We start from the raw sequence: 25,774 nt of genomic DNA on the forward strand, positions 1-25,774 counted from the left end.
CGGATGCAGGCACGGTCAGCGTGAACGACATCACCAACGATGACGTGATCAACGCGCAAGAAGCGGGCGAGACCATCCCGGTCACCGGCAGCGCGAGCGGCGGCGACATCGCCGCAAACGATCAGGTCACCATGACCATCAACGGCACCGAGTACACCACCACCGTGGATGAAAACGGCGAGTGGAGCGTGGACGTGGCCGGCAGCGACCTGGCGGCGGACACCGAGTTCGAGGTGGTCGTGAGCTCGTCGGATGACGCGGGCAATACGGTTGAAACCACCGCGACCTCGACGCACACGGTTGAAACCAAGATCCAGGCACGCTCAGTCATCACCAACATCACCGATGACTCAGCGGATAGTGATTACAGCGATGTCACTATGCACGGCACGGGTGAGGCTGGTGAGACGATCTCGATTTATTTCGAAGGTGAGACTGGGACACCACTTGCTCAGGCAACTGTGGAGGCAGACGGTTCGTGGACTGTTGCTCTACAAGATATTGCCAGTATTGGCATTAACGAAAATGTTCGTCTAGAGGCGGTGCAAAGTGATGATGCCGGTAATCAGAGCGAACCCTCAGAGTCGGTGCATTACTGGCACGGTAACGGGGCGAATGTTAATACCGAAACTGGGGATGATTATGTCTTAACTGGTGCCGGTAACGATACGGTTAATATCATTACTGATGATGCTAACGATCAACTCGTCATTGACGGCGGTGCAGGAAATGACAAGGCTGTATTTAATACGAGTGTCGATAGCCTATCGTTCAGCAAAGATGACAATGGTTACATCATTGTTGAAAACAGTGACACCGGAGATCGTGTTGAGCTGCGTGATTTTGAATCGATCAATATAGATGGCGATGACAAGAATATCGATGAACTCTTCACGCCAACTGTCGATATTGTCGAAGACGCCAACGATGATGGCGTGATCAGCAGTGACGAGCTTGAAGGCCAGGTCGACGTTGAAGTCGGCTTGCCAGCCGGAGCGGTGGCCGGTGACACCATCCGCGTCAGCGATGGCCCCACCACCAACGAGATCGTGTTGGAGCAGAGCGACATCGACAACGGCAGCGTCGCGAGCTCGTTCGATGCGCCAGCGGAAGGTGAAACCCTCGAGGTGACAGCGGTGCTGGAAGACCAGTTCGGCAACACCTCGGCAGAAGGCAGCGACAGCGCGAGAATAAACTCAGTGCCTGATTCAGACGACGTACCGGCATCGACAGATGAAGATGTCGAATTAACGGGTAATGTGCTAAACGACGGTAATGCAACCGATACCGATGGTGACTCGCTTACCGTCACTTCCTTCACCATTACTGGTCAAACTGAAACTCACCCCGCTGGCGAGTCAGTCGCGATCGCTGATGTCGGTGAAATTACCATTGGCGGGGATGGTGATTATACCTTTACGCCGGTAGAGCATTGGAGTGGTGACGTACCGGTTATCACCTACACCGTTAAAGATGAATATGGCGATACCGCGGAAGCGACACTCGATATTAGTGTGACGCCTGTGGCTGATGCGCCTGAGTTATCACTAGGCGAGCTTGATCTGGACCTTGTGTCCACGAATCTTAATGTCTCAACCTGGAATTCAGTTGACGTTGGCGAGCCAAATGGGGAAGGAAACGGTGTCGATGCTGAAACCCTGTTGAATGCGATGAACAGTGCCGGGGACGCAGATACTACATCGACAACCGAAGACGTTGCCGTTGATACCGACTCAGGTTTAGACGGTGATCAGGCGATGCTGACCTCAGGGCTGATTTACCTAGAGGCAGGTAAAAGCTACAGCTTTGGCGGCTATGCGGATGACAGTGCTGCCATCGTCATTGGTGGCGAAGTGATTGCCGAGGGTCGCTGGGGTAGTCAAGGTACATCCCCAGGCCCAGGAGGCGAAAGCGGATCGAGCTATTTCAATGGCGAATTTACGCCATCAGAAAGTGGCTATTATTCGTTAGATGTTTATACCCACAACCAGAATGGCAAGGGCGGGTTTGACATTAAAGTCGCCGTAGGCGGTGGCGATGCCGTTGACTTAAATACCAGCAACTTTAATCTTGCGCCCAATGTCGATGCGCTAGAAGACGGTGGCTTAAGCGTTAAGAACTACGACGGAGATGACAAAGGCGGCTACTACACCCTCAATAAACCAGGAGAAGAAGGGCATGCTGGCCAGCCGATTAAGTTACCACCAATTAATGCAAGCTTGGTAGATCAAGATAGCTCTGAGACGCTGAGCCTCACGTTAGGTAATATTCCTGAAGGTTCTATACTGTCCGACGGTAATCAGGAAGTGATTGTCGAAAATGGCTCTGTCTCTATCAAAGATTGGGATTTGTCGAACCTTTCGATCTCGGTGCCTGAGCAATTTGCGGGCGAGGTTAATCTTCAAGTCACGGCAACCAGCACGGAGACTGGCAATGATGACACAGCGAGTGTTACGGAAGAGATTCCAATTTCGGTGCTGCCGATCTCGAACGGTTTGTCGGTGTCGGCTTCATTGTCTGAATTACCTGACGGCGCGCATCCAGCGGATGGATTAATTGATTATGCTGAGGAGCATAACGGTGGATCATCTGAGGACTATGCCCAAATCGTTATTGACACTGGCATCGGAGGTGGCTCTGTAACACTCACCGGTGGCGAAGGTAACGACCTGATTGTCGCAGGAACGGCAAATGGCGCTTATTTCTTATATGGATACGCAGGGATCCCTTCATCTAGCGGTGATAACGTCTTTGTGTCGCGCAACCCTAATGCGACAACAGCATATTATGGTGGAGATGGGAATGATGTCGCCTATCTACAAGGTAGGTATGACGATTATCAACTGCTACTGCCGCAAAATGATGCTGTCTTGAGCTTGAAATACCAGGATAATTTAGGCTCGAGTCATAACTTTTATTCCGTGGAAACCATCTACTTTGCCGATGGTAAATATCAAGTAGATAACGGCGAGCTGACCAAAGTCGCGGATATTGTCCAGCTGGATGTTGATGTGACGTTGAACGACAACGATGACTCTGAAGAAATCACATCAGTGATTATATCGGGCATCTCTGAAGGGGGCAGCGTACCAGATGGCGAGCAGCTTGATTCAGGTGACTGGCAAGTGCCGATTGATGCACTGCAGCCTAACCCAGGCTCAGATGCTGGCTTCTCGGTCACGCTTGAGTTGCCAGAGGGAGGTGCCCCTGATTTATCGGTGACCGTTGGTGCCGCTGAGGTCGATAATGGTGCGCCTGTCGATTTGCCTGAGTATGCCACTACCCAGCCGGGTATGACGAGCTTGCCGGCATCCTCTCCGAACGCTGATAACCAAGTGAGTGGTGGCTCTGGCGATGATGTCGTGATGGGAGATACCGGTGGCTTCACCATTGAAACGGTGCCGGGACAAGCTTATAACATTGCGTTGATTATCGACCGCTCAGGGAGTATGGATGAATCGATCACAGGCAGTGGTTACAGCGAGCCGAGCCGCCTTGATGTAGTAAAAGAGTCACTGACGAAATTAGTCGATTTATTAGCGAACCATGATGGTCCGGTCAACGTGAACCTTGTTGCGTTTAACAGTGAGGCGACGGGTAACAGTTTTAATTTAGAACTCGACAGTGTTGATGGATTAAAGGCGCAAATTGCGCAAATGTCGGCTGAGGGTAATACCTATTATGATGAGGGCTTTAAAGAAGCGTCTGGATGGTTTGAAAGTGTCAGCCAGGCTAACACTGAAAACCTCGCCTTCTTCCTGACTGATGGTGAACCCAATAGCAATCCGTCAAACAACGCAGCGGCATTCGAGACACTCGCCAACTTGGCTAGCGTGAATGCTATTGGTATTGGCGATGGGATCTCGACGACAACTTTAGAGCAGTTTGATAATACATTGGCTGAGCCGGAAAAAGTGATATTTGACTTTAGCGATGGTTTAAATGGAACCGCGGCAGGTGATAACCGAGACGAAGTTAAAATATCGGGCGATCGCTTAAATCTGGTCGATGATGATAACTGGGGAGCTAAAGGTAACCCTTACTGGGATAGCAACGATTTTTCGGCAACGCAAAATAGCACTATTACGTTTGATGTTGATATTGATTCATCGCTTTTGGGTGAAGCGAAAGGGTCACTCAGATGGCATATCCTCAATCGTGACACAGGAGAATGGGAACAGTCTGGGGTAGTTAATAGCACCCAAGAGACGGTTAGGATCGATGTAGAACCAGGTGACTACCAACTACGGGTCGAGTATATCGACGGAGATGGGCTGTTCGAGTCCTACGCGACGATTAGCAATGTTGTATTCTCTGGCGTTGATATCGTTCACTCTGGCGACGAATTAGATGTTGCGTTACAAGGTGGAGAAACTATTCGTAATATTGCCGGTATGGGGAGTGACCAAGTCACTGGAAATGAGGGCGATGATGTGCTCTTTGGTGATTCGGTGAATACCGACAACTTACCGTGGGGTATCGACGGAAATCCAGAAAGACCTGCTGACCTACCCGATGGCGCGGGACTTGAGGGGCTGAAAGTCTTCCTTGAAGCGTCCCAGGGTCATGAGCCATCCGATATCGAGCTGTATCAGTACATTAAGGACAACCACGCGTTGTTTAATGTCGAAGGGGATACCCGCGGTGGCGACGATACCCTAGAGGGTGGAGAAGGTAATGACATCCTCTACGGTCAAGGCGGTGATGACACCCTCATTGGTGGGCGAGGTGAAGACACCTTAATCGGAGGCACCGGTAGCGATAAATTCCAGTGGTCGTTGGATGATATGCCATCGTCTGCCGATGGCGATGGGACGGAAACCGATGTCATTGTCGATTTTGACAATCAAGGTGACACGCAAGACACCCTCGCGTTTGTCGAGGATTTAACCCAGCTCATTAAAGATGGGCAGGTATCTATTTCATGGCAAACCACTGACAATGATGAGGCTGAGGGTACCTTGACGATTGGCCTTGATGCCGATGGTGATAGCCAAATGGATCAGCAGATTGACATTGAAAGCTTGAGCGTCGTTACCAACGGTGGTCAGCAAGAAGTGGTGATCAACACCTTGATTGGTGGCCAAGAAGGGGAGCTAAGATTGACTGAAAATGATGATAATGCTGAACTTTCAGTAGGAGATAGCCAAGACCTAGAGATCAAAGTGGATACGGCGGACTGGTAATCGCCATCAGGCAGCGGCTATGATGTCGCTGCCTGCTATTTTTCGGTCAAAAGAGAGACGTAAGTGACTGACCAATCAAATAACAATCAATCCGTGCAATGGAAGATAGCCGCGGGTGAGCAGCCTACCGACGATCCCTTGCTGGATTGTTTGGTATTGCTTACCGAACACTATGGTACACCTTGTTCGGGTGATGCGTTGGTCGCGGGTCTGCCGATGACCAATGCACTACTTACCCCGGATATGTTTCCGCAAGCGGCGGGTCGAGCGGGCCTTGCTGCACGCTTGTCACGCCGTAATTTGGATAATTTAGGGCCGCTATTGCTCCCTTGCGTGATACTGTTAGCGGATCAAAAAGCCTGTGTATTACGTGAGATCGATAATGAAGCCGGTACTGCATTAATTCAGCTTCCAGAAAATGGTGGTGAACAAACCATGCAGCTCGAAGCGCTCGAGTCGATGTATGTGGGCTACTGCTTTTTGATCAAGCGCCAGTACCGCGGCGATCAATCAGTCGACTTACATCTGCATGACAATAAGATCCATTGGTTCTGGCAAACGGTTAAAGACGCGGCACCTATCTATCGTGATGCGTTATTAGCCTCTGTGCTGGTAAATTTATTCGCGCTGGTCTCGCCGCTTTTCGTGATGAACGTCTACGACAAAATCGTCCCTAATTTGGCGTTTGAGTCCTTGTGGGTGTTAGCCAGTGGCGCGACGCTTGCTTATTGCTTTGATTTTTTAATGCGCAAGCTTCGTTCGTATATGATTGATATGGCGGGAAAAAAGGTTGACATTATCGTCTCCTCCCGTCTGTTCGCGCGGCTGATGGGGACACCGCTCGTTAACCGAGGAAACAGTGTCGGTGCAACCGCAAAGCAACTGGGTGAGTTTGACTCGGTACGCGATATGCTGACCTCAGCCACCATCACTACCTTAGTGGACCTACCCTTTGCCGTTTTCTTTGTCGCTATTATCTATTTGGTGGCTGGGGATCTCGCGATCGTCCCGGTTGTGGCTGGTTTATTGATTTTGGGTTATACCATTTCCGTTCAGCCCAAACTGCGTGCCGCTATTGAAGAGAGTAACAAGTACGCCTCCGAACGCCATGGCCACTTGATAGAAAGCCTCTCGGCGTTAGAGGGCGTTAAAGCCAGTGGGGCGGAAGGGATTGTACAGCGTAGCTGGCAACAAATGACCGCGCATACGGCGAATTGGAACTTTAAAGTCAAACAAATCACCAACAATGTTTCTTACATTGCCACCTTCATCACCCAGATGATGGCGATTGCCGTGGTGATCCTGGGGGTATACCGGGTGGCGGATGGCGACATTTCCATGGGTGGGATCATCGCGGCAGTGATGCTCTCTAGTCGCGCGGTGTCACCGATGGCGCAAATGGCCAGCTTACTCAACCGTTGGAATCAAACTAGCACCTCGCTCCGGCAGCTGAATGCGATGATGGAGCAAGAAGACGAATTTGCCGATAAAGGGCACCTTGTCAGTCGCAAGCGCCTTAAAGGTGAACTCAGTGCCGATAACCTAGCCTTTAATTATCCAGAGACGGAAAAGCCTGCGCTGTACCCACTTAACTTTCGGATTCAACCGGGCGAAGTGATTGCTATCTTGGGGAAGAATGGCTCGGGAAAAACCACCTTATTGAAGCTGTTGGCGGGGCTTTTTCAGCCCCACCAAGGTAGCCTGCGGTTTGATGGCGTTGATAGTCGCCAGATACACCCTTCAGACCTGCGTCGCAACGTGGGCTATTTGGCGCAGGATGTGACGCTGTTCCACGGCACTATTCGCGAAAACATCATGTTTGGGACGCGCCAGGTGACTGAGCACCAACTGATGCGTGCGGTTCAGCTGTCAGGCGTGAGCTTGTTTACTGCGCAAGATCATGAAGGCTTAGATAAACAAGTCGGGGAGCGCGGTGAAAGACTGTCTCGTGGCCAACGGCAAGCGGTTTCCTTGGCGCGAGCATTACTTAACGAACCCCCCATGCTGGTGATGGATGAGCCGACGGCTAGCCTAGATGCACACGCCGAAAACCAGTTTATTAAAGCGATGGAGGTCGCAGCCAAATCACGAACACTGGTGATGGTGACACACAATATGGCCCTCCTTAACATGGCGCAGCGTGTGATTGTGATGGATAAAGGTCGCATTGTGATGGATGGCCCGCGCGATAAGGTGTTGAGCAAGCTCAACAAGGGAAGTGTGTAATGGGCAAGCCGGTTAAAAAAACGAGTCAACCCACTGATCTCGACATGGTCGATGATGTTTATGGCGCCATGATGACAGACACGCCACTTAAATACCGAGCGGTGGTTTGGGTGGCCTTGCTCCTTATCGTCAGTTTTATTGTCTGGGCCGCTTTTGCCGAGCTTGATCGTGTCACCCGTGGTAATGGCAAAGTTATTCCTCCCTCCCATGTTCAACTTATCCAGAGCCTGGATGGCGGTATTTTACAGGCGATGTATGTCGATGAGGGTCAGCTGGTTGAAAAAGGCATGCCCTTGGCGCGTATTGATGATACGCGGTTTCGCTCCGATCTGGCTCAGCAAGAGCAAGAGGTCGATAGCCTGCGCGCGTCGGTGACGCGGATGTACCATGAGCTTGACAGTGTCACGCTACAGCCGGCCAGTAAGCCGTGGCAACAACAGATCGATGTCACCATGCGCTCGATGACATTTCCTAACGAATTAACCAGCAGAAAACCGAATTTGGTCGCGCGACAAAAATCGGAATACCGCAGTCGACTAGAGAGTCTCAGCAACCAATTAGAGATCCAAGCGCGTCAAATCGTACAAAAAAGGCAAGCGCTGGAAGAGGTCGCCTCTAAGATAAAAACCTTGACCAACTCGATGTCAATTATGCAGCGTGAGATCAATATCACACGTCCTTTGGTGGAAAAGAAGATTGTCTCAGAAGTGGAACTTCTCAAACTAGAGAGACAGATCAATGATATGGACGGTGAGCTAACCAACTTAAAGCTTTCACGGCCAAAGATAAAAGCCTCATTGGATGAAGCGATATTGAAACGCCGCGAAGCTGCTTTGCAATTTATCAGCGAAACACGCGCTAAACTGAGTGAAACGGAAGCGCGGCTATCTCGATTAACAGAAGCGAAAGTGGGTGCTCAAGACAAGGTGAATAAAGCGGTTATCACCTCTCCGGTTAATGGCACGGTGAAAACAATACATATCAATACCCTCGGTGGGGTTGTTGACCCGGGCGAAGATGTGATTGAAATTGTGCCGACAGAAGATCAGCTGCTCGTCGAAGTAAAAATTTTGCCAAAGGATATTGCGTTCCTGCATCCGGGGTTACCCGCCGTTGTGAAGGTGACCGCCTATGACTTTACCCGTTATGGCGGCCTGGACGGCACCGTCGAGCATATCAGTGCCGATACGACGCAGGATGAAGAAGGCAATAGCTTTTATTTAGTACGGATAAGAACGGAATCATCACACTTAACCAGGGAGGATGGCACACCGATGCCGATTATCCCTGGCATGTTGACGTCGGTGGATATTATAACCGGCAAGCGGACAGTACTGGAATACATACTTAATCCTATCTTACGAGCAAAAGAAAACGCATTACGTGAGCGCTGAGAAATAGACTAATAGGAGCAATAACGTGCTGAATTTCTCGCATGTGGTCAAAAAAAAGCGTGTTGCGACGCTTATCCTGGCAATGAGCTTAAGCTCGCCGGCAGCCATGTCGCAAACCTTAGAGCAAGCGGTAGCGCGCTCTTTGGAATCTCATCCGCAGATCCGTCAAGCGTTTGCAAGGTATAAAGCCAGAGAACAGGCTATCGAGCAAGCCGAAGCCGGCTATTATCCCACACTGGATGCAACGGCAGGCGTGGGCTGGGAGCGCACCGATACCCCCGCGACACGTCGTGACACGACCACTGACGATGAGGTTGACTTGACGCGCCGTGAGCTGGGCGTGTCGTTGCGTCAGGTACTTTTCGATGGTTTCCGTACGCAAAACGAGGTCTCTCGCACCGAGAATGAGGCGACGGCTGAACAGTGGGCACTGATCGCGACGGCTGAAGACAAGGCGTTGGAGGTGGCAAAAGTATACCTAGATGTGCTTGTCGCCGATGAGGTGGTCACACTGGCGGAGAAAAACTTGGAGAACCACCAAGAGATTTATGATGCCATCAAAGAAAGTAACGAAGGTGGGTTTGCCAAAGCCAGTGACTTATCACAGGTCACAGGGCGCTTAGCGCGTGCGAACGCTAATTTAATGTCTGCACGTAATAATTTAGCGGACGCGCGTAGTACGTTTACCAAAATGGTGGGGGCGACGCCGGAGAATCTTCACCTACCAAGGCCTGATGAGGCGATGCTACCATCATCATTGGATACATTGATGGCGCGAGCCCTAGAAAAACATCCAAGGTTGCGCTCTGCACAAGCGGATATTGCGGCGGCGAATGCGGCCCGTGATGGCTCGCGTGCGGCTTACTTACCTGAGTTCAACTTAGAAGTAGACGCCAACTGGAACGACAATGTCGGGGGAGAAGACGGTGCCGGCCCGCCAGATGTTGGCGGTGAGAATAACAATATCCAAGCGATGGTGCGCATGCGCTATAACTTATTTAATGGTGGCGCTGACCGAGCACGTGAACGACAAACGGCTTACCAGACTATCGAAGCGCGTGAAATTAATGAAATGGCGCATCGTGATGTGATTGAAGGCGCGAAACTGGCTTGGAATGCCCGCACCTATCTTGAGCAGCAACGCGATTTTATGCGTCAACATGTCGAGGCGGCGACCGATACGCGTGATGCCTATCGCGAAGAATTTCGCTTGAATGCCCGTACTTTGTTGGATGTGCTTGACTCGCAAAATGAGCTGTTTGAAACACGCCGCGAGTACTTGAGTAAAGAAGCGGACGAACGTTATGCGCAGTATCGTATTTTGAACGCAACAGGAGATCTTTTAGCCTCCTTACGGGTCGATATGCCTGCAAGTTGGGATACAGAGTCTTTGACGGGCCAGGAGCGTGAACAATGAAACAGCTAGCCAGCGTTTTAATCACTGGGCTATTGCTTGGTGGCTGTGCCCCACAAGCTGTTCAACCCATGGAAGACACTGTGACGCAAGGTCGTGATTTAACGGATAGCGATAAAGACGGCGTGATTGCCGCTCGCGATCAATGTGGTGATAGCGTTGAACAAGCCAAGGTGAACAATGAGGGATGCCCAAATGAGCGTATCGAACAAGAGGCGTTTGAACTCAACGTTCAGTTTGCCACTGCGTCTGCCCAGGTTCGTGAAGAGCAGTATGCGGATATTCGCCGCCTTGCGGACTTTATGCGCCGTTACCCCAAAGCCAGGGTGACGATAGAGGGTCATGCGAGTAAAGTGGGCAATGCAGAATACAACATGGCGCTGTCTCAGCGACGGGCGGAAGCCATTGCCAATGTGCTAGTCACACAGTTTTATATTGACAAAAATCGTGTGGATGCCCAAGGGTTTGGGGAAACCCAACCGTTGATTGATGACGAGAGTGACCGAGCGAATGAACAGAATCGCCGTGTGATAGCATTTGTGTCAGGCGAACATGGGGTAACGGAGAAACGATGGACGATATACTCGTCAGAAGAGCAATAGTTCAGCGCGATAACCTAGACATGAAAAGAGGCGTGGAATGACGCTCCATCAACGTGTGCTCTCGTTTGTCATAACCGCTGCCGTGGTCATCCTTTTGGTGACCACGGCAGTGGTCTTTCATTTTGGCGTACAACAGATAGACCGAGAGCAGCAGCAACACTCACGCTTATTAAGCCAGTCACTCGCAGAGGCGTTACCTGTGGTACTTGAACAGGGCGACACGCAAAGGCTCAATAAACTGGTTTCTCACTTTATCACCATGCCTCAGGTGGAGAGGATTGTTGTCAAGCCTATGCTCTCGGGAGATCGTCAAGTGTGGGAGTCCGACTCTCCGGTTCTGGATGCACCGGGGTGGTTTATACAACTGACGGGGCTCACAACCCGTACCCGATCTGTCTCGGTAACCAATGGCTGGACTCAGTTAGCACAATTGACCATCGCCATCGCGCCGCAGCGTCACATTGAAGCCCTATGGAATCGACTTTTACAGCTCGTCTTGGGGTTAATGGCAGTGAGTGTACTGATAAGCTTGGGGGCGTCGGTCATGTTCCTTCGCGTGACGGCTCCACTGGGTGAGCTACGAAAACGGTTGAAAGCATTAGGTCATGGTGATTTCCACCCTGCGCGAGCCAAGACGCGTGTCAATGATTTGGTGGCTTTACAAAGTGCGTTTAACCTTGCCGGTCAGCAAGTTGCCAAAGTGCAGCAATCACAACAAGACGAGTTGGCACGCTTGCGCGATAAATTGATGGTTGATCCTGTCTCAAGATTACCTAACCGAGGCTACTTCCAGCATCAGTTGCAAAGTTACATAAAAGACGGCGTGGGTTGTACGCTCGTGCTCATCGAAGTCTCTTGGTTATCGCGACTGCGCGCACGTTATGGTTACCAATATCGTGATCAGTGTTGGCGCTTGTTAGGAGAAGCGTTAACACAAGGGGAGCTGGCGCAAAGCCATCAATTAGTGGCGCGTCTAAGTCATAACGAGATCGCGATACTGCTGACAATTGACGAAGAGCACTTAGTGCGTCGCTACTTGAGGCAACTGTTGCGCGCGATAAACCAAGAGCTGGAGCATATTGCCTTGCCCGTCAACCAAGGGTTTCATCTTGGTTTAGCGAAAACATGTACAGATGATACGGCCAGCCTGATGGCCAAAGCGGATAATGCCTTACAACAGGCTAAGCGCCAAGGTGACGTCTATTTCTGGCCTTCTGACGAGCAAGCTGACAGTCGTACTCGAGAGCAATGGCGGCAGATATTACTGGATGCGCTGAATAAAAATCCGCTCGCGCTTTATGCCCAGCCGGTTCGCCATCGCGATAATCAACATAATTGGCACCAAGAAGTGTATGCCCACCTTTGGGTGGATGAGAGTTGGCTGGCTGCGGGTCAATTGTTGAACCGTATTTCAATGTACGCATTGGGTGAAGAGTTTGATAAGTATGTGCTGACTAGGATTGATGAATACGCAAAAGCTAACCCTATTACGGATAAGTTAGCGGTCAACCTGACGTTAGAAAGTGTTAAAAGCCAAGCCTTCCATGATTGGTTACAAAACTTTTTGTTAAAAACCTACTTGGCCAATAAGTTGACGTTTGAAGTGAGCGAAATGGCAGTGCACCAAGAGCCTCAGGCATGCCGAGCGTTGTTTGAGATTATTCGAGAGCAAGACTTTGAGGTCGGCGTCGATCACTTTGGGCGTGATATGGATAATGTCGATTATATTAAAAATATAGACCCAGACTACGTGAAGCTCGATATTGGCTTTGGCCAGCCCTCGAGCGATGTTGACGATGTGTTCATTCGCATGTTGGTGAATATTGCCGCGTCTCGAGAGATTAAGGTGATTGCTACGGGCATTGAGCAATCAGAGCAGCATCAGTATTTTCATCAGTTGGGCTGCCACGGGTACCAGGGATATATTCTCCCTCCCATTCGGCTTGATAGTGACCACGCGCACGGTGGTCACGAGCGTCGCGACTAGGGTAGCCGTTTTTCCATTATCCACGCATCTTCATGACAGCCGTCGGCACAACGGTAATACTGTTGCCGGCGGTGAACTACTTGGAAACCATGCTTTTGATAAAGTGCTTTGGCAGGCATGTTACTCTCTCTTACCTCTAGCCAAATACTGTCCGCCCCAGCATGACGTAGTGTCGTTATCATCCCGTTTAAAAGTATCCATCCCCACCCTTGTCCCTGATAATCCGGATCGATAGCAATATTTAACAGCTCGGCTTCACCCGCGATACAGCGTGCATAAAAATAACCGATGATACATGAGGGAGCGGTGGTCAAGCGCAGTACGTAGTGATGGTCAAACTGATGAGACGAAACCGCCAGTTGTGAGGCTGACCATGGAAAGAGGTGGGCGCGCTGCTCAATGGCGGCGATCGCCACAACATCGTCGTGATCAAGTGGGGTAATCTGATAATCACTCATACTGACAAATTTGACGCCAAAGATCGCGCTTAGCCGCAGGGTTATCGTGCATCTGCGCTAAAGGCTGTGAATACAAGCTTTTCACGCCATCGACAATCACCTCAACAGAGCCAATATACCAACACCAGCTAAGGTGATGTTCGCCAAGGGCTGGCAACGCAGCATGGGGAAGTTGGCGAGCCTGTTCGGCATTTAATTTCATGCTTTTTAGGATGTTGCCAAATAGCCAAGCATCTTGATCGCTGAGAGTGTGATCACAGACCAGCAAGAGTTGGCAGTGGTCAGGCAATTGGATCACTTCTTGTTCACGGCCGTAGATTTCTGGGTGTCGCAATTGCCACACATCGAGATCCATGGCTTGTAAACGCTGGATATCCGTTAACATAGTTGGCTGACTCTCACGTTGACGTCGCGGCGGTGAGCTGTTTATACCACCAAATATCGTCCGGGTATAAGGGGGCAAACTCGGCCTGTTCGGCGGCGTCACTGGGGGCAATTTTTAACAGACTATAGCCCAGTTCAAACAAGGTAGACTCAGCCTCGTCTAACAGCGGCATCACCAAGTTTGCATCTGGGCTATGCCATAACGTAATTTCTTGGGTGTTATTGGCGGTTTGAGCGTCGGTGACGGCAATGTGCCCTAATATCTCTCCCATATCATCGGTCGCCAGGAGAGAAAGCGAGATCTGCCCCGTTTCGCGCAGCTGTTGAAGCTGATCGGCTTGCACGGGACGCATGAGCGTCTCTCGCCACCAACCGTCTAACCGAACCAGGTCGGCGGGCGCTTCTGTACGAATCATCATCACAGAGGTCGTGGTTATTAAATGGTGTAGCCAGAATAACGGATTCCCGATCCCGTGCAAGAGGTGACTGCGGTTTGTGTTTGATGATTACGCAGCTAAATGCATAAATAGTCAGCAAATTGTGCAATATGGCGACACAGTCTCCCCTGTTTGCTGATTTTGAGTCCTTTATCTATTTTTACAGTAAAATATGCGGTATATAGTGAGAAAAGCTTGAACCCATGACGCGTGCCTCATAAAGTGCTACTGACAACAAAGTTAAAAGTGTCTAATATATGAGACGTTTGTCTCGCCAATGAGATGGTCGAGAGTGATTTCCAGATGTGAGCTTTTCATGCCAATATCGTCGTTAAATGATTGGTTCTACTGCTTAACCGATAATAGTCCGTTCCTTTTTGCCATTCTCGACAGCAATGATTGCTACCTTTACGCCAACCAACGCTATAGCGAGCTGTCTGGCTTGGCCTTGCCGTCGTTAAAGGGGTTATCCGATATCGATACCCTAGGCGAGGCGTTTTATCAGTCGGTCAAACCACATTATGACAAAGCCCGACGGGGTGAATGCGCCGAGGGAGAGGTGCTTCTTACTGATAACTACCATAGCACTAGCTTTCACTTCAGTGTTGCCCCCTTGCCGAATGTCGCTGATGAAAGTGGCAAGCCCTGCGTGATTTTTCATGCCGCAGATACATCCGAACGCCAAGTATTAGCCAGTGCGCTCGAAGAGGCGGAGGAAAAATACCACCGTCTTAGTCAACTTATCGATGATGGCTGCTGTGTGGTTGAAGATGGCTGTATATTATCAGCGAACCCTGCGGCAGCTGGGTTATTGGGCGTCGGAAGTCTCGATGCGTTGGTGGGTGAGCCTTTATCAGACTATCTCGTGTCGACAGAGAAAGCGTCTAGCACCATTGACAGCCTATCGCGTACGCCGCTTGAGCAAGGTGTGTCGGTAGTGAGTGCAAAAAACAGCGCGCCGCTGACGGTGAGCCAATCACCTATCCATCTTTTGGGCAAAAAAGCGCATATGCTGCGTCTACAACCGACAATGACTGACTCGTCGGTTAAGCGCTTAAAACCCACCGAAAAAGAGGATGCCAGCAAAATCGGTGAGCAACAATCCGCTTATACGGATGCCTTAACCGGCCTGTATAACCGCTATGGCTTCAGCCGAGAGTTGGATAGATTGATCAAAGCTCAAACGCCGTTGGCGATGCTGTATCTTGATGTCGATAATTTTAAAAATATCAATGACTCTCTCGGACACCATGTTGGCGATCGTGTGCTTCAGGATATTGCTCAGCGTTTACGCGCCTTGCTCTCGGCGGATACCATTGTTGGTCACTTAGGCGGTGACGAATTTGCGGTGCTGCTGCCTAAGCCCGCAACGGACGACGCGCCTGATCAACTGGCCGACAAAGTCGTCGGTGCGATTAGCCAGCCTTTTGAGCTGCATTATTTTAGCAAGTATCTGGCGTGTTCAGTGGGAATGGTGCGTTATCCCGATGATGGTAAAGACGCGCGTCAGCTGCTGCAAAATGCCGATACCGCAATGTATGAGGCCAAAGAGCAAGGCCGAAACCGAGTGGTCGCCTATCATGACAGCATGAGTAAAGAAGCACGGATGCGGCTTTGGTTGGAAATCGAGCTACAAAAGGCCTTACAAAACAACGGCCTGGAAGTCTGGTATCAACCTAAGGTCAGTGCCAGTGATTATCGTATCAACGGTGCTGAAGCCTTGGTGCGTTGGAAACATCCGGTTGAGGGTTATATCAGTCCTGGGCGTTTTATTCCGGTCGCAGAGCGCTGCGGACTGATTGAAGCGCTTGGACGCCATGTGATGCGCGAGGTCTTTCAAAACGTGCGTCGCTGGCGTCAACAAGGCATGCTGCCGGGGCGAGTGGCGATTAACTTATCGCCAGAGCAATTTAGCAGCCCCAAGCTGACCGAGCACATGGAAAAGCTGATTAAAGCCACGGGAGCGAAACCAGAAGATATTACTTTTGAGTTAACGGAAAGCGCGGTGATGAAAAACGATGAGCATGCGCTGAATATGCTCAATGCGATTAAGTCACTGGGCTTTGCCCTCTCGATTGATGACTTTGGCACGGGCTACTCATCCTTGTCTTACCTTGCTCGTTTTCCGCTTGATGAGCTTAAAATTGACCGCGCGTTTATTCACGATATGGATGCTTTGAGTAAACAGGTGACGCTGGTGGAAAGCATTATTCATCTCGGCCGAGCCATGGAAATGACCGTGGTGGCAGAGGGGGTCGAAACCCGTCAGCAGGCGTCAGTGCTCACTAACCTGCACTGTGACACCATTCAAGGTTATTATTTCCACTCGCCCATGCCCAAGCATGAGTTTGAAAAGCTATTGCTGAAAAGTAAGCCCAACAAGCAACCTCCACAGGCACTGGCACCCAGTGCGCAGACAAGCTAACCGGATACCTGTTGGTATTACTCAGGATCAAAAATAGAGCAGTGAGCCTGCTCTATTTTTATTTTTGAGGCGCTCAGGAATGAAATACTAGGGCCGACGATAGGCGAGCCGATTGAGCTCAAGTAACGCATAGCGATGTTCGACAAACTCATACACGTTGCCTGACATGGCAAGCTTATACAATGCCACGGCGCGATCCTTGTCGCCTTGGAATTGATAGCGTTTAGCAAGGTAAAAGTAAGCTTCACATAAACGTTCTGCGAGCCGTTCATTGTCTTCACCTTGCGAGGCAAGTTGCTCTAGCAGCTCACGTTCGCTGAGCTCACCGAGGTACATATCGACAAGCTGCCAGCCCCAACCCGCGGTCTCCGCATTCGCTTTCCGCGTTGCTAGCGCTTGTTGCGCTTTGGTTTCCCCTTTCCAATCGCGCTCCACTAAATAAAGCCAAATGAGGCGATAAGGATCGTCGCTATCTTCTTGGTAGTGATGGAGTAAGTCTTGATGGGCCAGGCGATAGCGCCCCCCGTAATAAAGGGCAATGCCTCTGTTACGCGCGGCATAGCTGTGACTGTTATCCAGCTCTAACGTCGAGTCAAAGGCCTCGTAGGCAGCATCATAGTGGCCGTTTTGAGTAAAATAGACCCCAAGAATATTAAACACATCAGGTTGATCAGGCTTGAGTGACAGCGATTGATTAAAATCCAATCGCGCCAAGTCGCGCATCCCTAAGCTATCATGCATGAGTCCACGCTCATAATGCAGCTGGGCGCGTGCATCGTCACTCAAATCATCGCGGGCAAGCAGCTGGTCTATACGTGCCAGATGCACTTCCTGTTGCAGCGTGGGCTGTAAGGGGACGGCCATAGGAGGAAAGGTCCACTGGCTGGTACAGCCGGTCAATAATAACAGCGCCAGAATAGCCAGAGGCTTATAAAATCCCGCCCGTGGCTGAGTAAAAATGGTCATGAAGGCGCATCTCCGTGTAAAAAAAAGGGGGCCTCAGCCCCCTTTATACCATGAATGACGATATGACTTTAAGCGTCAGTGCTTGGTGCTTCTTCTGCTGGTGCAGCATCAGCGGCGGGGGCTTGTTCTGCCGACGCTTCTTTCATGCTCAAGCGGATACGACCTTGACGGTCAACTTCCAGCACTTTCACGTCTACCTCTTGGCCGATTTCGAGATAATCAGACACCTTCTCAACGCGTTGATCAGCGATTTGAGAAATGTGAACCAGACCATCTTTGCCGCCAATCACTGAGACGAAGGCACCGAAGTCAACGATACGCTGAACCTTACCGGTATAGATACGGCCCACTTCGACTTCTGCCGTGAGCGCTTCGATGCGTGAAATGGCATCTTTGGCAGCTTCACCGTCGGTGGCCGCAATTTTCACGGTACCGTTGTCGTCGATTTCGATTGTGGTGCCCGTTTCTTCGGTCAGCTGACGGATCACGGCGCCACCTTTACCAATCACATCACGGATCTTGTCAGGGTTGATGCTCATGGTATGAATACGCGGGGCGAACTCAGAGATGTCGTCGCGTGCTGAGCCGATGGCTTGGTCCATCACATCAAGGATGTGTAAACGTGCGCCTTTGGCTTGGTTCAATGCGATTTGCATGATCTCTTTAGTGATCCCTTCGATTTTGATGTCCATCTGCAAAGCAGTGACACCGTCATCCGTACCGGCCACTTTAAAGTCCATATCACCGAGGTGATCTTCATCACCTAAGATGTCGGAAAGCACAACGAAATCGTCGCCTTCTTTCACCAGACCCATGGCGATACCGGCCACGGATTTTTTCACCGGTACACCGGCATCCATCAGCGCAAGCGATGTGCCGCAGACAGATGCCATTGAGGAAGAGCCGTTGGATTCGGTGATCTCAGAGACTACACGCAGTGTGTACGGGAAGTCGTCCTGGCTTGGCATCACAGCAGCAATACCGCGCTTCGCTAGGCGACCATGGCCGATTTCGCGGCGCTTTGGTGAGCCAACAAAACCGGTTTCACCCACACAATAAGGCGGGAAGTTGTAGTGCAGCATGAAGCCTTCTTGGCGCTCACCCATGATTGAGTCAATGGTTTGCGCGTCACGCTGAGTACCCAATGTCGCGGTGACTAGCGCTTGCGTTTCACCACGGGTAAACAAGGCGCTGCCGTGTGTACGTGGTAATACGCCTGTACGCACGTCGAGGGCGCGAACCATGTCTTTCTCACGGCCATCAATACGTGGTTCACCGGCAATGATGCGGCTGCGTACGACTTTCTTTTCCAAGTCGCCGAGCATGCCTAGGATTTCACGCTCATCCAAGGTCTCGTCTTCGCCGAGTAGTGCAGCCACTACTTCCTGTTTCACCTGACCAATCTGCTCGTAACGAGCCATTTTTTCAGTGATTTGGTATGCCTGAGCCAATGGGCCTTGTGCCATTTCAGCCACACGGGTTTGTAGCGCGGCGTTCACTTCTGGCGCTTGCCAATCCCAAGTAGGCGTTCCCACTTCGGCGGCAAATTCTTTGATTGCGTTGATCGCGGTTTGCTGTTGCTCATGACCAAACATTACCGCTTGTAGCATTTGCTCTTCGCTTAGGCGATCCGCTTCAGACTCTACCATCAGCACCGCACCTTCAGTACCGGCGACCACAAGGTCAAGCTTGCTGTCGTCTAGCTCTGCTGGGCTTGGGTTAAGCACGAGTTCATCATTGATGTAACCGACGCGCGCCGAGCCGATAGGGCCGTTGAATGGGATGCCTGAGATAGCGAGTGCTGCCGAGGTACCCAGCATGGCAACAATGTCAGGGCTCACCGCTGGGTTAACAGATACGACAGTTGCAATCACTTGGACTTCGTTTTTGAACGAATCCGGGAATAGCGGACGGATAGGGCGGTCAATCAGACGTGCGGTCAGAGTTTCTGACTCAGAAGGGCGACCTTCGCGCTTGAAAAAACCACCTGGGATTTTACCTGCCGCGTAGGTACGCTCTTGGTAGTTAACCGTCAATGGGAAGAAGCTTTGGCCTTCAGCCGCTTCTTTTTTACCGACCACAGAAACGAATACCGAGGTATCGTCCATGCTAACCATAACAGCACCATTGGCTTGACGTGCCATCACGCCCGTTTCCAATGTCACTGTATGATTGCCGTACTGGAATGTTTTTACGATTGGATTCACAGATTATTTCCTTGTTGCTGAGGGATAAACCCGTTGGTTTATCTCACTAAGTGTCGGCTTTCAGCTGCTCACCATCGCGACTAATGACAGCAGGCTGCGCGGGTGTTTGGCCTGCTTGGGCAGTGTGCTGTCAATAGTCGCGACCTTATGGTCGACGTTGTTGACTGTGTGACAGCTGAAAGTGGCGCTAATTATACACGTGCTTGGCCGATAACGACACCACGAGGCGGTCAAATGGCAACATTTGTGATGGGTTTGGCAAGCAATATTGACCCTAACGGATGCAGATAACACGGCGAAGTCAGATTTGTGAATTGAAGCTGACTACAAGATCAGCGAAAATACGCCACCTTTGTGAATGACCCTCTCAGCTGGCGCCTGATTGCCGCCTGAAGCCAACAAGAAGATAACCTCTATGTCAAATACACTGCTGCAACAGGAAGTTGATAAACGCCGCACGTTTGCGATTATCTCGCACCCAGATGCGGGTAAAACCACCATCACCGAGAAGGTGCTGTTATTCGGACGTGCCATTCAAACGGCGGGAACCGTGAAAGGGCGTGGCTCTAACCAACATGCCAAGTCTGATTGGATGGACATGGAAAAAGAGCGTGGTATCTCTGTCACCACCTCGGTGATGCAATTTCCTTACAACGACTGCTTAGTGAACCTGCTTGATACGCCAGGGCACGAGGATTTCTCGGAAGATACGTACCGGACACTGACCGCGGTCGATTCGTGCTTAATGGTGATTGATGCGGCGAAAGGTGTCGAGGATCGTACCCGTAAGCTGATGGAAGTCACCCGTTTACGTGATACTCCGATCATTACCTTTATGAACAAACTGGACCGTGATATTCGCGACCCAATGGAGCTGCTTGATGAAGTAGAAAGTGAGCTCAATATTGCGTGTGCGCCGGTATCGTGGCCGATTGGTTGCGGGAAAGGCTTCCAAGGTGTGTACCATATTCATCGTGACGAAAGCATTCTGTATCAATCAGGCCAAGGCCATACCATCCAGGATGCGCGTATCATTAAAGGCTTGAATAATCCTGAGTTGGATGAGGCGATTGGTGCAGACATTGCGCAAGATTTGCGTGACGAGTTGGAACTGGTGATGGGCGCGTCTCATGCGTTTGACCATGAACTGTTTTTAAGCGGTGAACTCACGCCTGTTTTCTTCGGTACCGCACTGGGTAACTTTGGTGTGGACCACATGTTGGATGGTCTGACCGAGTGGGCACCCAAGCCTATGGCGCGTCCAACCCATGATCGTGAAGTCAAGGCTGACGAAGAGAAGTTCTCCGGCTTTGTATTTAAAATTCAAGCCAATATGGATCCACGCCACCGTGACCGGATTGCCTTTATGCGTATTGTCTCTGGGAAATACCAGCAAGGGATGAAACTGCGTCATGTGCGCCTCGGTAAACAAATCAATATTTCCGATGCGGTGACCTTTATGGCAGGAGATCGGTCACGGGCTGAAGATGCGTTTGCGGGTGATATTATTGGCTTGCACAACCATGGCACCATTCAAATTGGCGATACCTTTACTCAAGGAGAAGATCTGAAATTTGCGGGGATCCCGAATTTTGCCCCAGAGCTTTTCCGTCGGATCCGTCTCAAAGATCCATTGCGCCAAAAGCAGCTGCTTAAAGGTTTGATTCAGCTGTCTGAGGAAGGAGCCGTACAGGTGTTCCGTCCGTTGCAATCAAACGACTTAATCGTCGGTGCGGTCGGTGTCCTCCAGTTCGATATGGTAGTGGCACGCTTGAAAGCCGAATACAACGTGGATGCCTTGTATGAGCCGATTAATGTCGCCACCGCGCGTTGGGTAGAGTGTGATGACGAGAAGAAGTTGGACGAATTTCAGCGTAAAAACCAAGCGAACTTGGCTTTGGATGGCGGTGACAACTTGACGTACATTGCGCCGACCATGGTGAATCTAAACCTCACGCAAGAGCGCTTCCCGGATATTGATCTCAGAGCGACCCGCGAACACTAAGCGGGGGAGAGGGTGGGATCGCCCGGTGTGGTTACAAACGTGCACCGGATAGCGATGACGCTCTCCTCTTTCACGCCATGCTATACTGCCGTCTGTAACTAGACGGCTTTTTAATGGCATAAAGTTGACAAAGCAAGGATGCCAACAATGATGATTGCGCGTATTAAACGTTGGGTGGCAGGTTACGATGCCTGGTGTCAGCGAATGGGGCTTGGCGAGGATAACCGCCGAAGCTGTGTGCCTATCAAGCGTTCAGAAAAAACATCATCGACACCAACGTCTCAGCATGATTGATACCCATTGCCATTTTGATTTTTCTCCGTTTCGTGAGGCACCAGAGTCGTACTGGCAGGCGGCACGCGAAAAAGGCGTGACGCGGATGGTGGTCCCTAGTGTTAGCGAGGATAACTGGTCGGCGGTGCTGTCGCTGACTGAACGCCTGCATGGTTTATATGCAGGATTGGGGCTACACCCATGTTTTCTCGATGCTCACACGGACACCAGCCTGGATAAACTGGAACGGGCATTGAACGCGCGCCCTACGCGTTGTGTCGCCGTCGGGGAAGCCGGGCTCGACTTTGTTGTCGCGAACCAAAATACCGCTCCGCAGAGCCAGCACGCGCTATTGGAGGGGCAGCTCTGGCTCGCACGCCACTATGATCTCCCCATCATTCTGCACAGCCGCAAAGCGCATAACCCATTATTACGCGCGGTTAAAGCCTATCCAGGGATACGCGGGGTGTTACATGCGTTCAGTGGCAGTGAACAGCAGGGTAAACAGTTTATTGATGCGGGCTTGATGCTCGGGGTGGGCGGCACGGTGACCTATTCTCGCGCGCAAAAGACCCGCCGCGCCATTGCTCAGCTACCTTTGGATCACCTCGTCCTTGAAACCGATGCCCCCGACATGCCTTTGGCCGGATTTCAAGGAAAACCGAACACACCCTCTCAGATATCAAGGGTTGCTGATGTGGTTGCTGAGTTAAAAGGCTGTGATAAAGATCATCTCATGACCGAAACATCAGACAACGCTGAAAGATTGTTTGGCTTTGATTGAGCGGGAACGGGCAAAAGACAAACGTTTGCGGTTGCATAAGCTCACAAAACTAGATCAAAGTCATACTTATTGATGCATTACAAAATAGTTTTACAGCGAACTGTGATTGGAATATTACTTTAATGTGACTGCGATGCGTATAATCCCTCCCCGGAAGCCAAATTCCACTTTGTCGAGACGCCAACTTTTTACTTTGAGGATGCCAATATTATGAGCCTGCTGATGAGCGTGATTGGGATGGTTGTGCTGCTAGGGATAGCAGTTCTTCTTTCCGATAACCGCAAAGCCATTAACCTCCGTACCGTGGGTGGCGCATTTGCTATCCAACTCTTTTTCGGTGCTTTCGTACTCTATGTCGATGTCGGACGCGACATTCTGTACGGCGCATCACAATACGTTGCTAACGTCATCGCATACGGTGACGAAGGGATCAGCTTCATCTTTGGTGGGCTGGTTTCTGACAAAATGTTTGAACTGTTCGGCGGTGGCGGTTTCGTCTTCGCACTGAAAGTTCTTCCTGTCATTGTCTTCTTCTCCTCACTGATCAGCGTGCTTTACTACCTGGGTATTATGCAGGTTGTGATCAACGTGCTCGGTGGTGGTCTGCAAAAAGCACTGGGTACCTCACGTGCCGAGTCTATGTCAGCAACCGCTAACATCTTTGTCGGACAAACTGAAGCGCCCTTGGTGATCCGTCCATTCGTCCCTCGCATGACGCAGTCAGAGCTGTTCGCGGTCATGTGTGGTGGTTTGGCCTCGGTTGCCGGTGGCGTACTGGCCGGTTATGCCTCTATGGGTGTTCCGCTTGAGTACTTGATTGCGGCATCATTCATGGCCGCACCAGGTGGTCTACTGTTTGCGAAAATCATCAAACCTGAAACCGACGAGCCGGTCGAGCAGATGGCTGACGCGACCGCTGAAGGCGCAGAGAAGCCAGCGAACGTGATTGATGCAGCCGCAGGCGGCGCTTCATCAGGTATGCAACTGGCGCTTAACGTTGGTGCGATGCTACTTGCGTTCATTGGTTTGATTGCCCTGATTAACGGCATGCTAGGCGGTATCGGCGGCTGGTTCGGTTACCCAGACATCACGCTGGAGCTGATCTTGGGTTACCTGTTCGCCCCGTTTGCATTCCTTATCGGTGTGCCATGGGAAGAAGCGGTGGTCGCAGGCTCTTTCATCGGTCAGAAGATCGTGGTTAACGAATTCGTGGCTTACCTGAACTTCACGCAATACCTTGGTGACGGTGCGCAAGTTGTTGCAGCAACAGGTATGGAAATGACAGAGAAAACCAAAGCGATTATCTCCTTTGCTCTGTGTGGTTTCGCTAACTTGTCGTCTGTGGCTATCTTGCTGGGTGGCTTGGGTGGCCTCGCGCCAAACCGTCGCCCAGAAATTGCACGCTTCGGTGTAAAAGCGGTGATCGCCGGTACCTTGTCTAACTTGATGGCAGCGACCATTGCGGGTCTATTTGTCACCTTGACGCTGGCTGGCTAATCGTCTTATCGCGATAGCACACCGTGTTAAGCAAAACGCCACACAGACTGCCTGTGTGGCGTTTTTTTATTGGGCTTACGTTATGAGTATGCTTCAACCACCCGTCCTTGCTGAGGGGTGTATACTCATCAATAGAGGCTTGTGACAACATAAGGTAAAACCATGCAGGAAATTCTTCTCGCCCTCGTGGCCGGCTTTTTAGTGGGCGTATTGTTTAGTGCGATCAAACTCCCCATCCCCGCACCGCCTGTCTTATCCGGGGTAATGGGCATTGTCGGGGTGTATTTGGGCGGCGTCGGCTATCAGTGGATTGTGGCGCGTTTTTTCAGTTAGAAAGATTGGTTCCACCGCGCAACAGTGTATTTTTCAACATAAACGGTAAAATCTAGTTTTGCTGAAACGGCGTTGGTAAAATAAGTGAACGCCGTCAAAGTTTGCTGGCGCCACAATCCTTATTTTCCTCTCATGGTTAGCAACAAGGTGTGGCTAGCCCAATCAGAAACGTCCAACGGCGAAACCGCAAATACCCAGGTATTTGCACGCGGCAACAAGGATGGTTGGTTGAAGGCGGCGCGATGTCCAGCCTCAAACTTCATGGAGCCAAGTCCGCTGAGCAATGACCGGAAAACAAAACCGGTTGTTAATACAGTGGCCAACCCGATACCTGTTTGGCAAAAGAATGAGGACTGGAGATAACTAATGAACGAATTACAAACCGCGGCCCTACGCGCACTAAAACTGATGGATCTGACCACACTGAACGATGATGATACCGATGAAAAGGTGATCAGCCTGTGTCAGAACGCGAAAACCGCCGTTGGCAACACAGCAGCCATTTGCATCTATCCGCGCTTTATTCCTATCGCCAAGAAAACACTGCGCGAACAAGGTACGCCAGAGGTGCGCATCGCTACCGTGACCAATTTCCCACACGGCAATGATGATATTGATATTGCGGTGGCAGAAACCAAAGCCGCGGTGGCATATGGCGCCGATGAAGTCGATGTGGTGTTCCCGTATCGCGCGCTGATTGCGGGTGACGAACAAGTGGTTGCTGAGCTGGTCAAACAGTGTAAAGCCGCATGTGGCAGCGACGTATTACTTAAAGTGATCATTGAAACCGGTGAGCTGAAAAGCGAGGCACTGATCAAGCGCGCGTCTGAGATTGCTATTGATGCAGGCGCTGACTTTATTAAAACCTCTACGGGGAAAGTGGTGGTGAATGCCACCCCTGAAGCGGCGGAGATCATGCTCAACGTGATCAACGATAAAGGCGTGGCTGATACGGTTGGCTTTAAACCTGCGGGTGGCGTGCGCACGGCGGAAGACGCGCAACAATACCTCGCGATGGCAGATCGCATTCTCGGCGAGCAATGGGCTGACAGCCGTCATTACCGCTTTGGTGCATCGAGCCTTTTGGCAAATCTGTTGCACACCTTAGGCGAAGGTGAAAAAGCAGCAGAAGGCGGTTATTAACCGCTGATTGTCACTCGACACCATGGGCAAGGTGAGCCTTGCCCATTGGCCGG

General features: G+C 50.9%; 18 protein-coding genes. 13 read left to right on the forward strand and 5 right to left on the reverse strand.

Annotated elements, in window-relative coordinates:
- The first annotated feature begins 20 nt into the window (after nt 1-20).
- From BGL48_RS11420 to BGL48_RS11445, 6 genes are all read left to right on the forward strand, one after another.
- Nucleotides 21-5,186, forward strand: a complete 5,166-nt coding sequence (locus tag BGL48_RS11420) for an Ig-like domain-containing protein (protein ID WP_255377408.1) — start codon at nt 21-23, stop codon at nt 5,184-5,186.
- A gap of 63 nt (nt 5,187-5,249) precedes the next feature.
- Complete coding sequence (locus tag BGL48_RS11425; RefSeq protein WP_069362757.1) at nt 5,250-7,412, forward strand: type I secretion system permease/ATPase; 2,163 nt, start codon at nt 5,250-5,252, stop codon at nt 7,410-7,412.
- Nucleotides 7,412-8,806, forward strand: coding sequence for an HlyD family type I secretion periplasmic adaptor subunit (locus tag BGL48_RS11430; protein ID WP_069362758.1), 1,395 nt, complete (start codon nt 7,412-7,414; stop codon nt 8,804-8,806). The genes BGL48_RS11425 and BGL48_RS11430 overlap by 1 nt, the downstream gene beginning before the upstream one ends.
- 25 nt (nt 8,807-8,831) lie before the next feature.
- Complete coding sequence (locus BGL48_RS11435) at nt 8,832-10,223, forward strand: TolC family outer membrane protein (protein WP_241824138.1); 1,392 nt, start codon at nt 8,832-8,834, stop codon at nt 10,221-10,223.
- The gene (locus tag BGL48_RS11440) at nt 10,220-10,822 is read left to right on the forward strand and encodes an OmpA family protein (protein ID WP_069362759.1); all 603 of its coding nucleotides are present in this window, start codon (nt 10,220-10,222) and stop codon (nt 10,820-10,822) included. The genes BGL48_RS11435 and BGL48_RS11440 overlap by 4 nt, the downstream gene beginning before the upstream one ends.
- A 37-nt stretch (nt 10,823-10,859) precedes the next feature.
- Nucleotides 10,860-12,809 carry a bifunctional diguanylate cyclase/phosphodiesterase gene (locus BGL48_RS11445; RefSeq protein ID WP_069362760.1) on the forward strand — a complete coding sequence of 650 codons (1,950 nt, stop codon included), beginning with the start codon at nt 10,860-10,862 and terminating at the stop codon, nt 12,807-12,809.
- Here BGL48_RS11445 and rimI read toward each other — a convergent pair.
- From rimI to BGL48_RS11460, 3 genes are read right to left on the reverse strand one after another with little or no spacing between them, the layout of a single operon-like run.
- Nucleotides 12,806-13,267: a ribosomal protein S18-alanine N-acetyltransferase gene (rimI, locus tag BGL48_RS11450; RefSeq protein WP_069362761.1), complete on the reverse strand. Its 462-nt coding sequence runs from the start codon at nt 13,265-13,267 to the stop codon at nt 12,806-12,808. The genes BGL48_RS11445 and rimI overlap by 4 nt on opposite strands.
- Nucleotides 13,260-13,652 (reverse strand): DNA polymerase III subunit psi, encoded by a 393-nt coding sequence (locus BGL48_RS11455; RefSeq protein ID WP_069362762.1) that lies wholly within the window; start codon nt 13,650-13,652, stop codon nt 13,260-13,262. The genes rimI and BGL48_RS11455 overlap by 8 nt, the downstream gene beginning before the upstream one ends.
- A gap of 13 nt (nt 13,653-13,665) precedes the next feature.
- Entirely contained in the window at nt 13,666-14,070 is a 405-nt protein-coding gene (locus BGL48_RS11460) for a GNAT family N-acetyltransferase (protein ID WP_069362763.1), read from the reverse strand.
- Nucleotides 14,071-14,404: 334 nt separating this feature from the next.
- Between BGL48_RS11460 and BGL48_RS11465 the strand changes: the two genes are divergently transcribed.
- Nucleotides 14,405-16,513 carry a sensor domain-containing protein gene (locus BGL48_RS11465; protein WP_069362764.1) on the forward strand — a complete coding sequence of 703 codons (2,109 nt, stop codon included), beginning with the start codon at nt 14,405-14,407 and terminating at the stop codon, nt 16,511-16,513.
- 87 nt (nt 16,514-16,600) lie between these two features.
- Here BGL48_RS11465 and nlpI read toward each other — a convergent pair whose 3' ends face one another.
- Both nlpI and pnp read right to left on the reverse strand, forming a co-directional pair.
- The gene (gene nlpI, locus BGL48_RS11470) at nt 16,601-17,479 is read right to left on the reverse strand and encodes a lipoprotein NlpI (RefSeq protein WP_069362765.1); all 879 of its coding nucleotides are present in this window, start codon (nt 17,477-17,479) and stop codon (nt 16,601-16,603) included.
- 68 nt (nt 17,480-17,547) lie between these two features.
- Entirely contained in the window at nt 17,548-19,686 is a 2,139-nt protein-coding gene (pnp, locus tag BGL48_RS11475; RefSeq protein WP_069362766.1) for a polyribonucleotide nucleotidyltransferase, read from the reverse strand.
- Nucleotides 19,687-20,101: 415 nt separating this feature from the next.
- Here pnp and prfC point away from each other — a divergent pair, with 415 nt between their 5' ends.
- From prfC to deoC, 6 genes are all read left to right on the forward strand, one after another.
- Entirely contained in the window at nt 20,102-21,691 is a 1,590-nt protein-coding gene (gene prfC, locus BGL48_RS11480) for a peptide chain release factor 3 (RefSeq protein ID WP_069362767.1), read from the forward strand.
- Nucleotides 21,692-21,838: 147 nt separating this feature from the next.
- Nucleotides 21,839-21,985 carry a hypothetical protein gene (locus BGL48_RS16275; protein ID WP_158012883.1) on the forward strand — a complete coding sequence of 49 codons (147 nt, stop codon included), beginning with the start codon at nt 21,839-21,841 and terminating at the stop codon, nt 21,983-21,985.
- The gene (locus tag BGL48_RS11485) at nt 21,978-22,748 is read left to right on the forward strand and encodes a TatD family hydrolase (RefSeq protein ID WP_069362768.1); all 771 of its coding nucleotides are present in this window, start codon (nt 21,978-21,980) and stop codon (nt 22,746-22,748) included. The genes BGL48_RS16275 and BGL48_RS11485 overlap by 8 nt, the downstream gene beginning before the upstream one ends.
- A 210-nt stretch (nt 22,749-22,958) precedes the next feature.
- Nucleotides 22,959-24,245: a NupC/NupG family nucleoside CNT transporter gene (locus tag BGL48_RS11490; RefSeq protein ID WP_069362769.1), complete on the forward strand. Its 1,287-nt coding sequence runs from the start codon at nt 22,959-22,961 to the stop codon at nt 24,243-24,245.
- A 162-nt stretch (nt 24,246-24,407) separates the two neighbouring features.
- Nucleotides 24,408-24,578: a XapX domain-containing protein gene (locus BGL48_RS11495; RefSeq protein ID WP_069362770.1), complete on the forward strand. Its 171-nt coding sequence runs from the start codon at nt 24,408-24,410 to the stop codon at nt 24,576-24,578.
- A 366-nt stretch (nt 24,579-24,944) separates the two neighbouring features.
- Nucleotides 24,945-25,721: a deoxyribose-phosphate aldolase gene (deoC, locus tag BGL48_RS11500; RefSeq protein WP_069362771.1), complete on the forward strand. Its 777-nt coding sequence runs from the start codon at nt 24,945-24,947 to the stop codon at nt 25,719-25,721.
- Nucleotides 25,722-25,774: the final 53 nt, after the last annotated feature.

It is taken from the genome of Salinivibrio sp. SS3, from assembly GCF_001722105.1.
GTDB classification, from domain to species: Bacteria; Pseudomonadota; Gammaproteobacteria; order Enterobacterales; family Vibrionaceae; genus Salinivibrio; species Salinivibrio kushneri.

Excerpts from the sequence above, each read along its gene's own strand:
- nlpI (WP_069362765.1), bottom strand. The coding sequence starts at position 17,479 with ATGACCATTTTTACTCAGCCACGGGCGGGATTTTATAAGCCTCTGGCT.
- BGL48_RS16275 (WP_158012883.1), top strand. The coding sequence starts at position 21,839 with ATGATGATTGCGCGTATTAAACGTTGGGTGGCAGGTTACGATGCCTGG.
- rimI (WP_069362761.1), bottom strand. The coding sequence starts at position 13,267 with ATGAGTGATTATCAGATTACCCCACTTGATCACGACGATGTTGTGGCG.
- BGL48_RS11455 (WP_069362762.1), bottom strand. The coding sequence starts at position 13,652 with ATGTTAACGGATATCCAGCGTTTACAAGCCATGGATCTCGATGTGTGG.
- BGL48_RS11445 (WP_069362760.1), top strand. The coding sequence starts at position 10,860 with ATGACGCTCCATCAACGTGTGCTCTCGTTTGTCATAACCGCTGCCGTG.
- BGL48_RS11460 (WP_069362763.1), bottom strand. The coding sequence starts at position 14,070 with ATGATGATTCGTACAGAAGCGCCCGCCGACCTGGTTCGGTTAGACGGT.
- BGL48_RS11495 (WP_069362770.1), top strand. The coding sequence starts at position 24,408 with ATGCAGGAAATTCTTCTCGCCCTCGTGGCCGGCTTTTTAGTGGGCGTA.
- BGL48_RS11490 (WP_069362769.1), top strand. The coding sequence starts at position 22,959 with ATGAGCCTGCTGATGAGCGTGATTGGGATGGTTGTGCTGCTAGGGATA.
- BGL48_RS11430 (WP_069362758.1), top strand. The coding sequence starts at position 7,412 with ATGGGCAAGCCGGTTAAAAAAACGAGTCAACCCACTGATCTCGACATG.
- prfC (WP_069362767.1), top strand. The coding sequence starts at position 20,102 with ATGTCAAATACACTGCTGCAACAGGAAGTTGATAAACGCCGCACGTTT.
- BGL48_RS11485 (WP_069362768.1), top strand. The coding sequence starts at position 21,978 with ATGATTGATACCCATTGCCATTTTGATTTTTCTCCGTTTCGTGAGGCA.
- BGL48_RS11465 (WP_069362764.1), top strand. The coding sequence starts at position 14,405 with ATGCCAATATCGTCGTTAAATGATTGGTTCTACTGCTTAACCGATAAT.
- deoC (WP_069362771.1), top strand. The coding sequence starts at position 24,945 with ATGAACGAATTACAAACCGCGGCCCTACGCGCACTAAAACTGATGGAT.
- BGL48_RS11440 (WP_069362759.1), top strand. The coding sequence starts at position 10,220 with ATGAAACAGCTAGCCAGCGTTTTAATCACTGGGCTATTGCTTGGTGGC.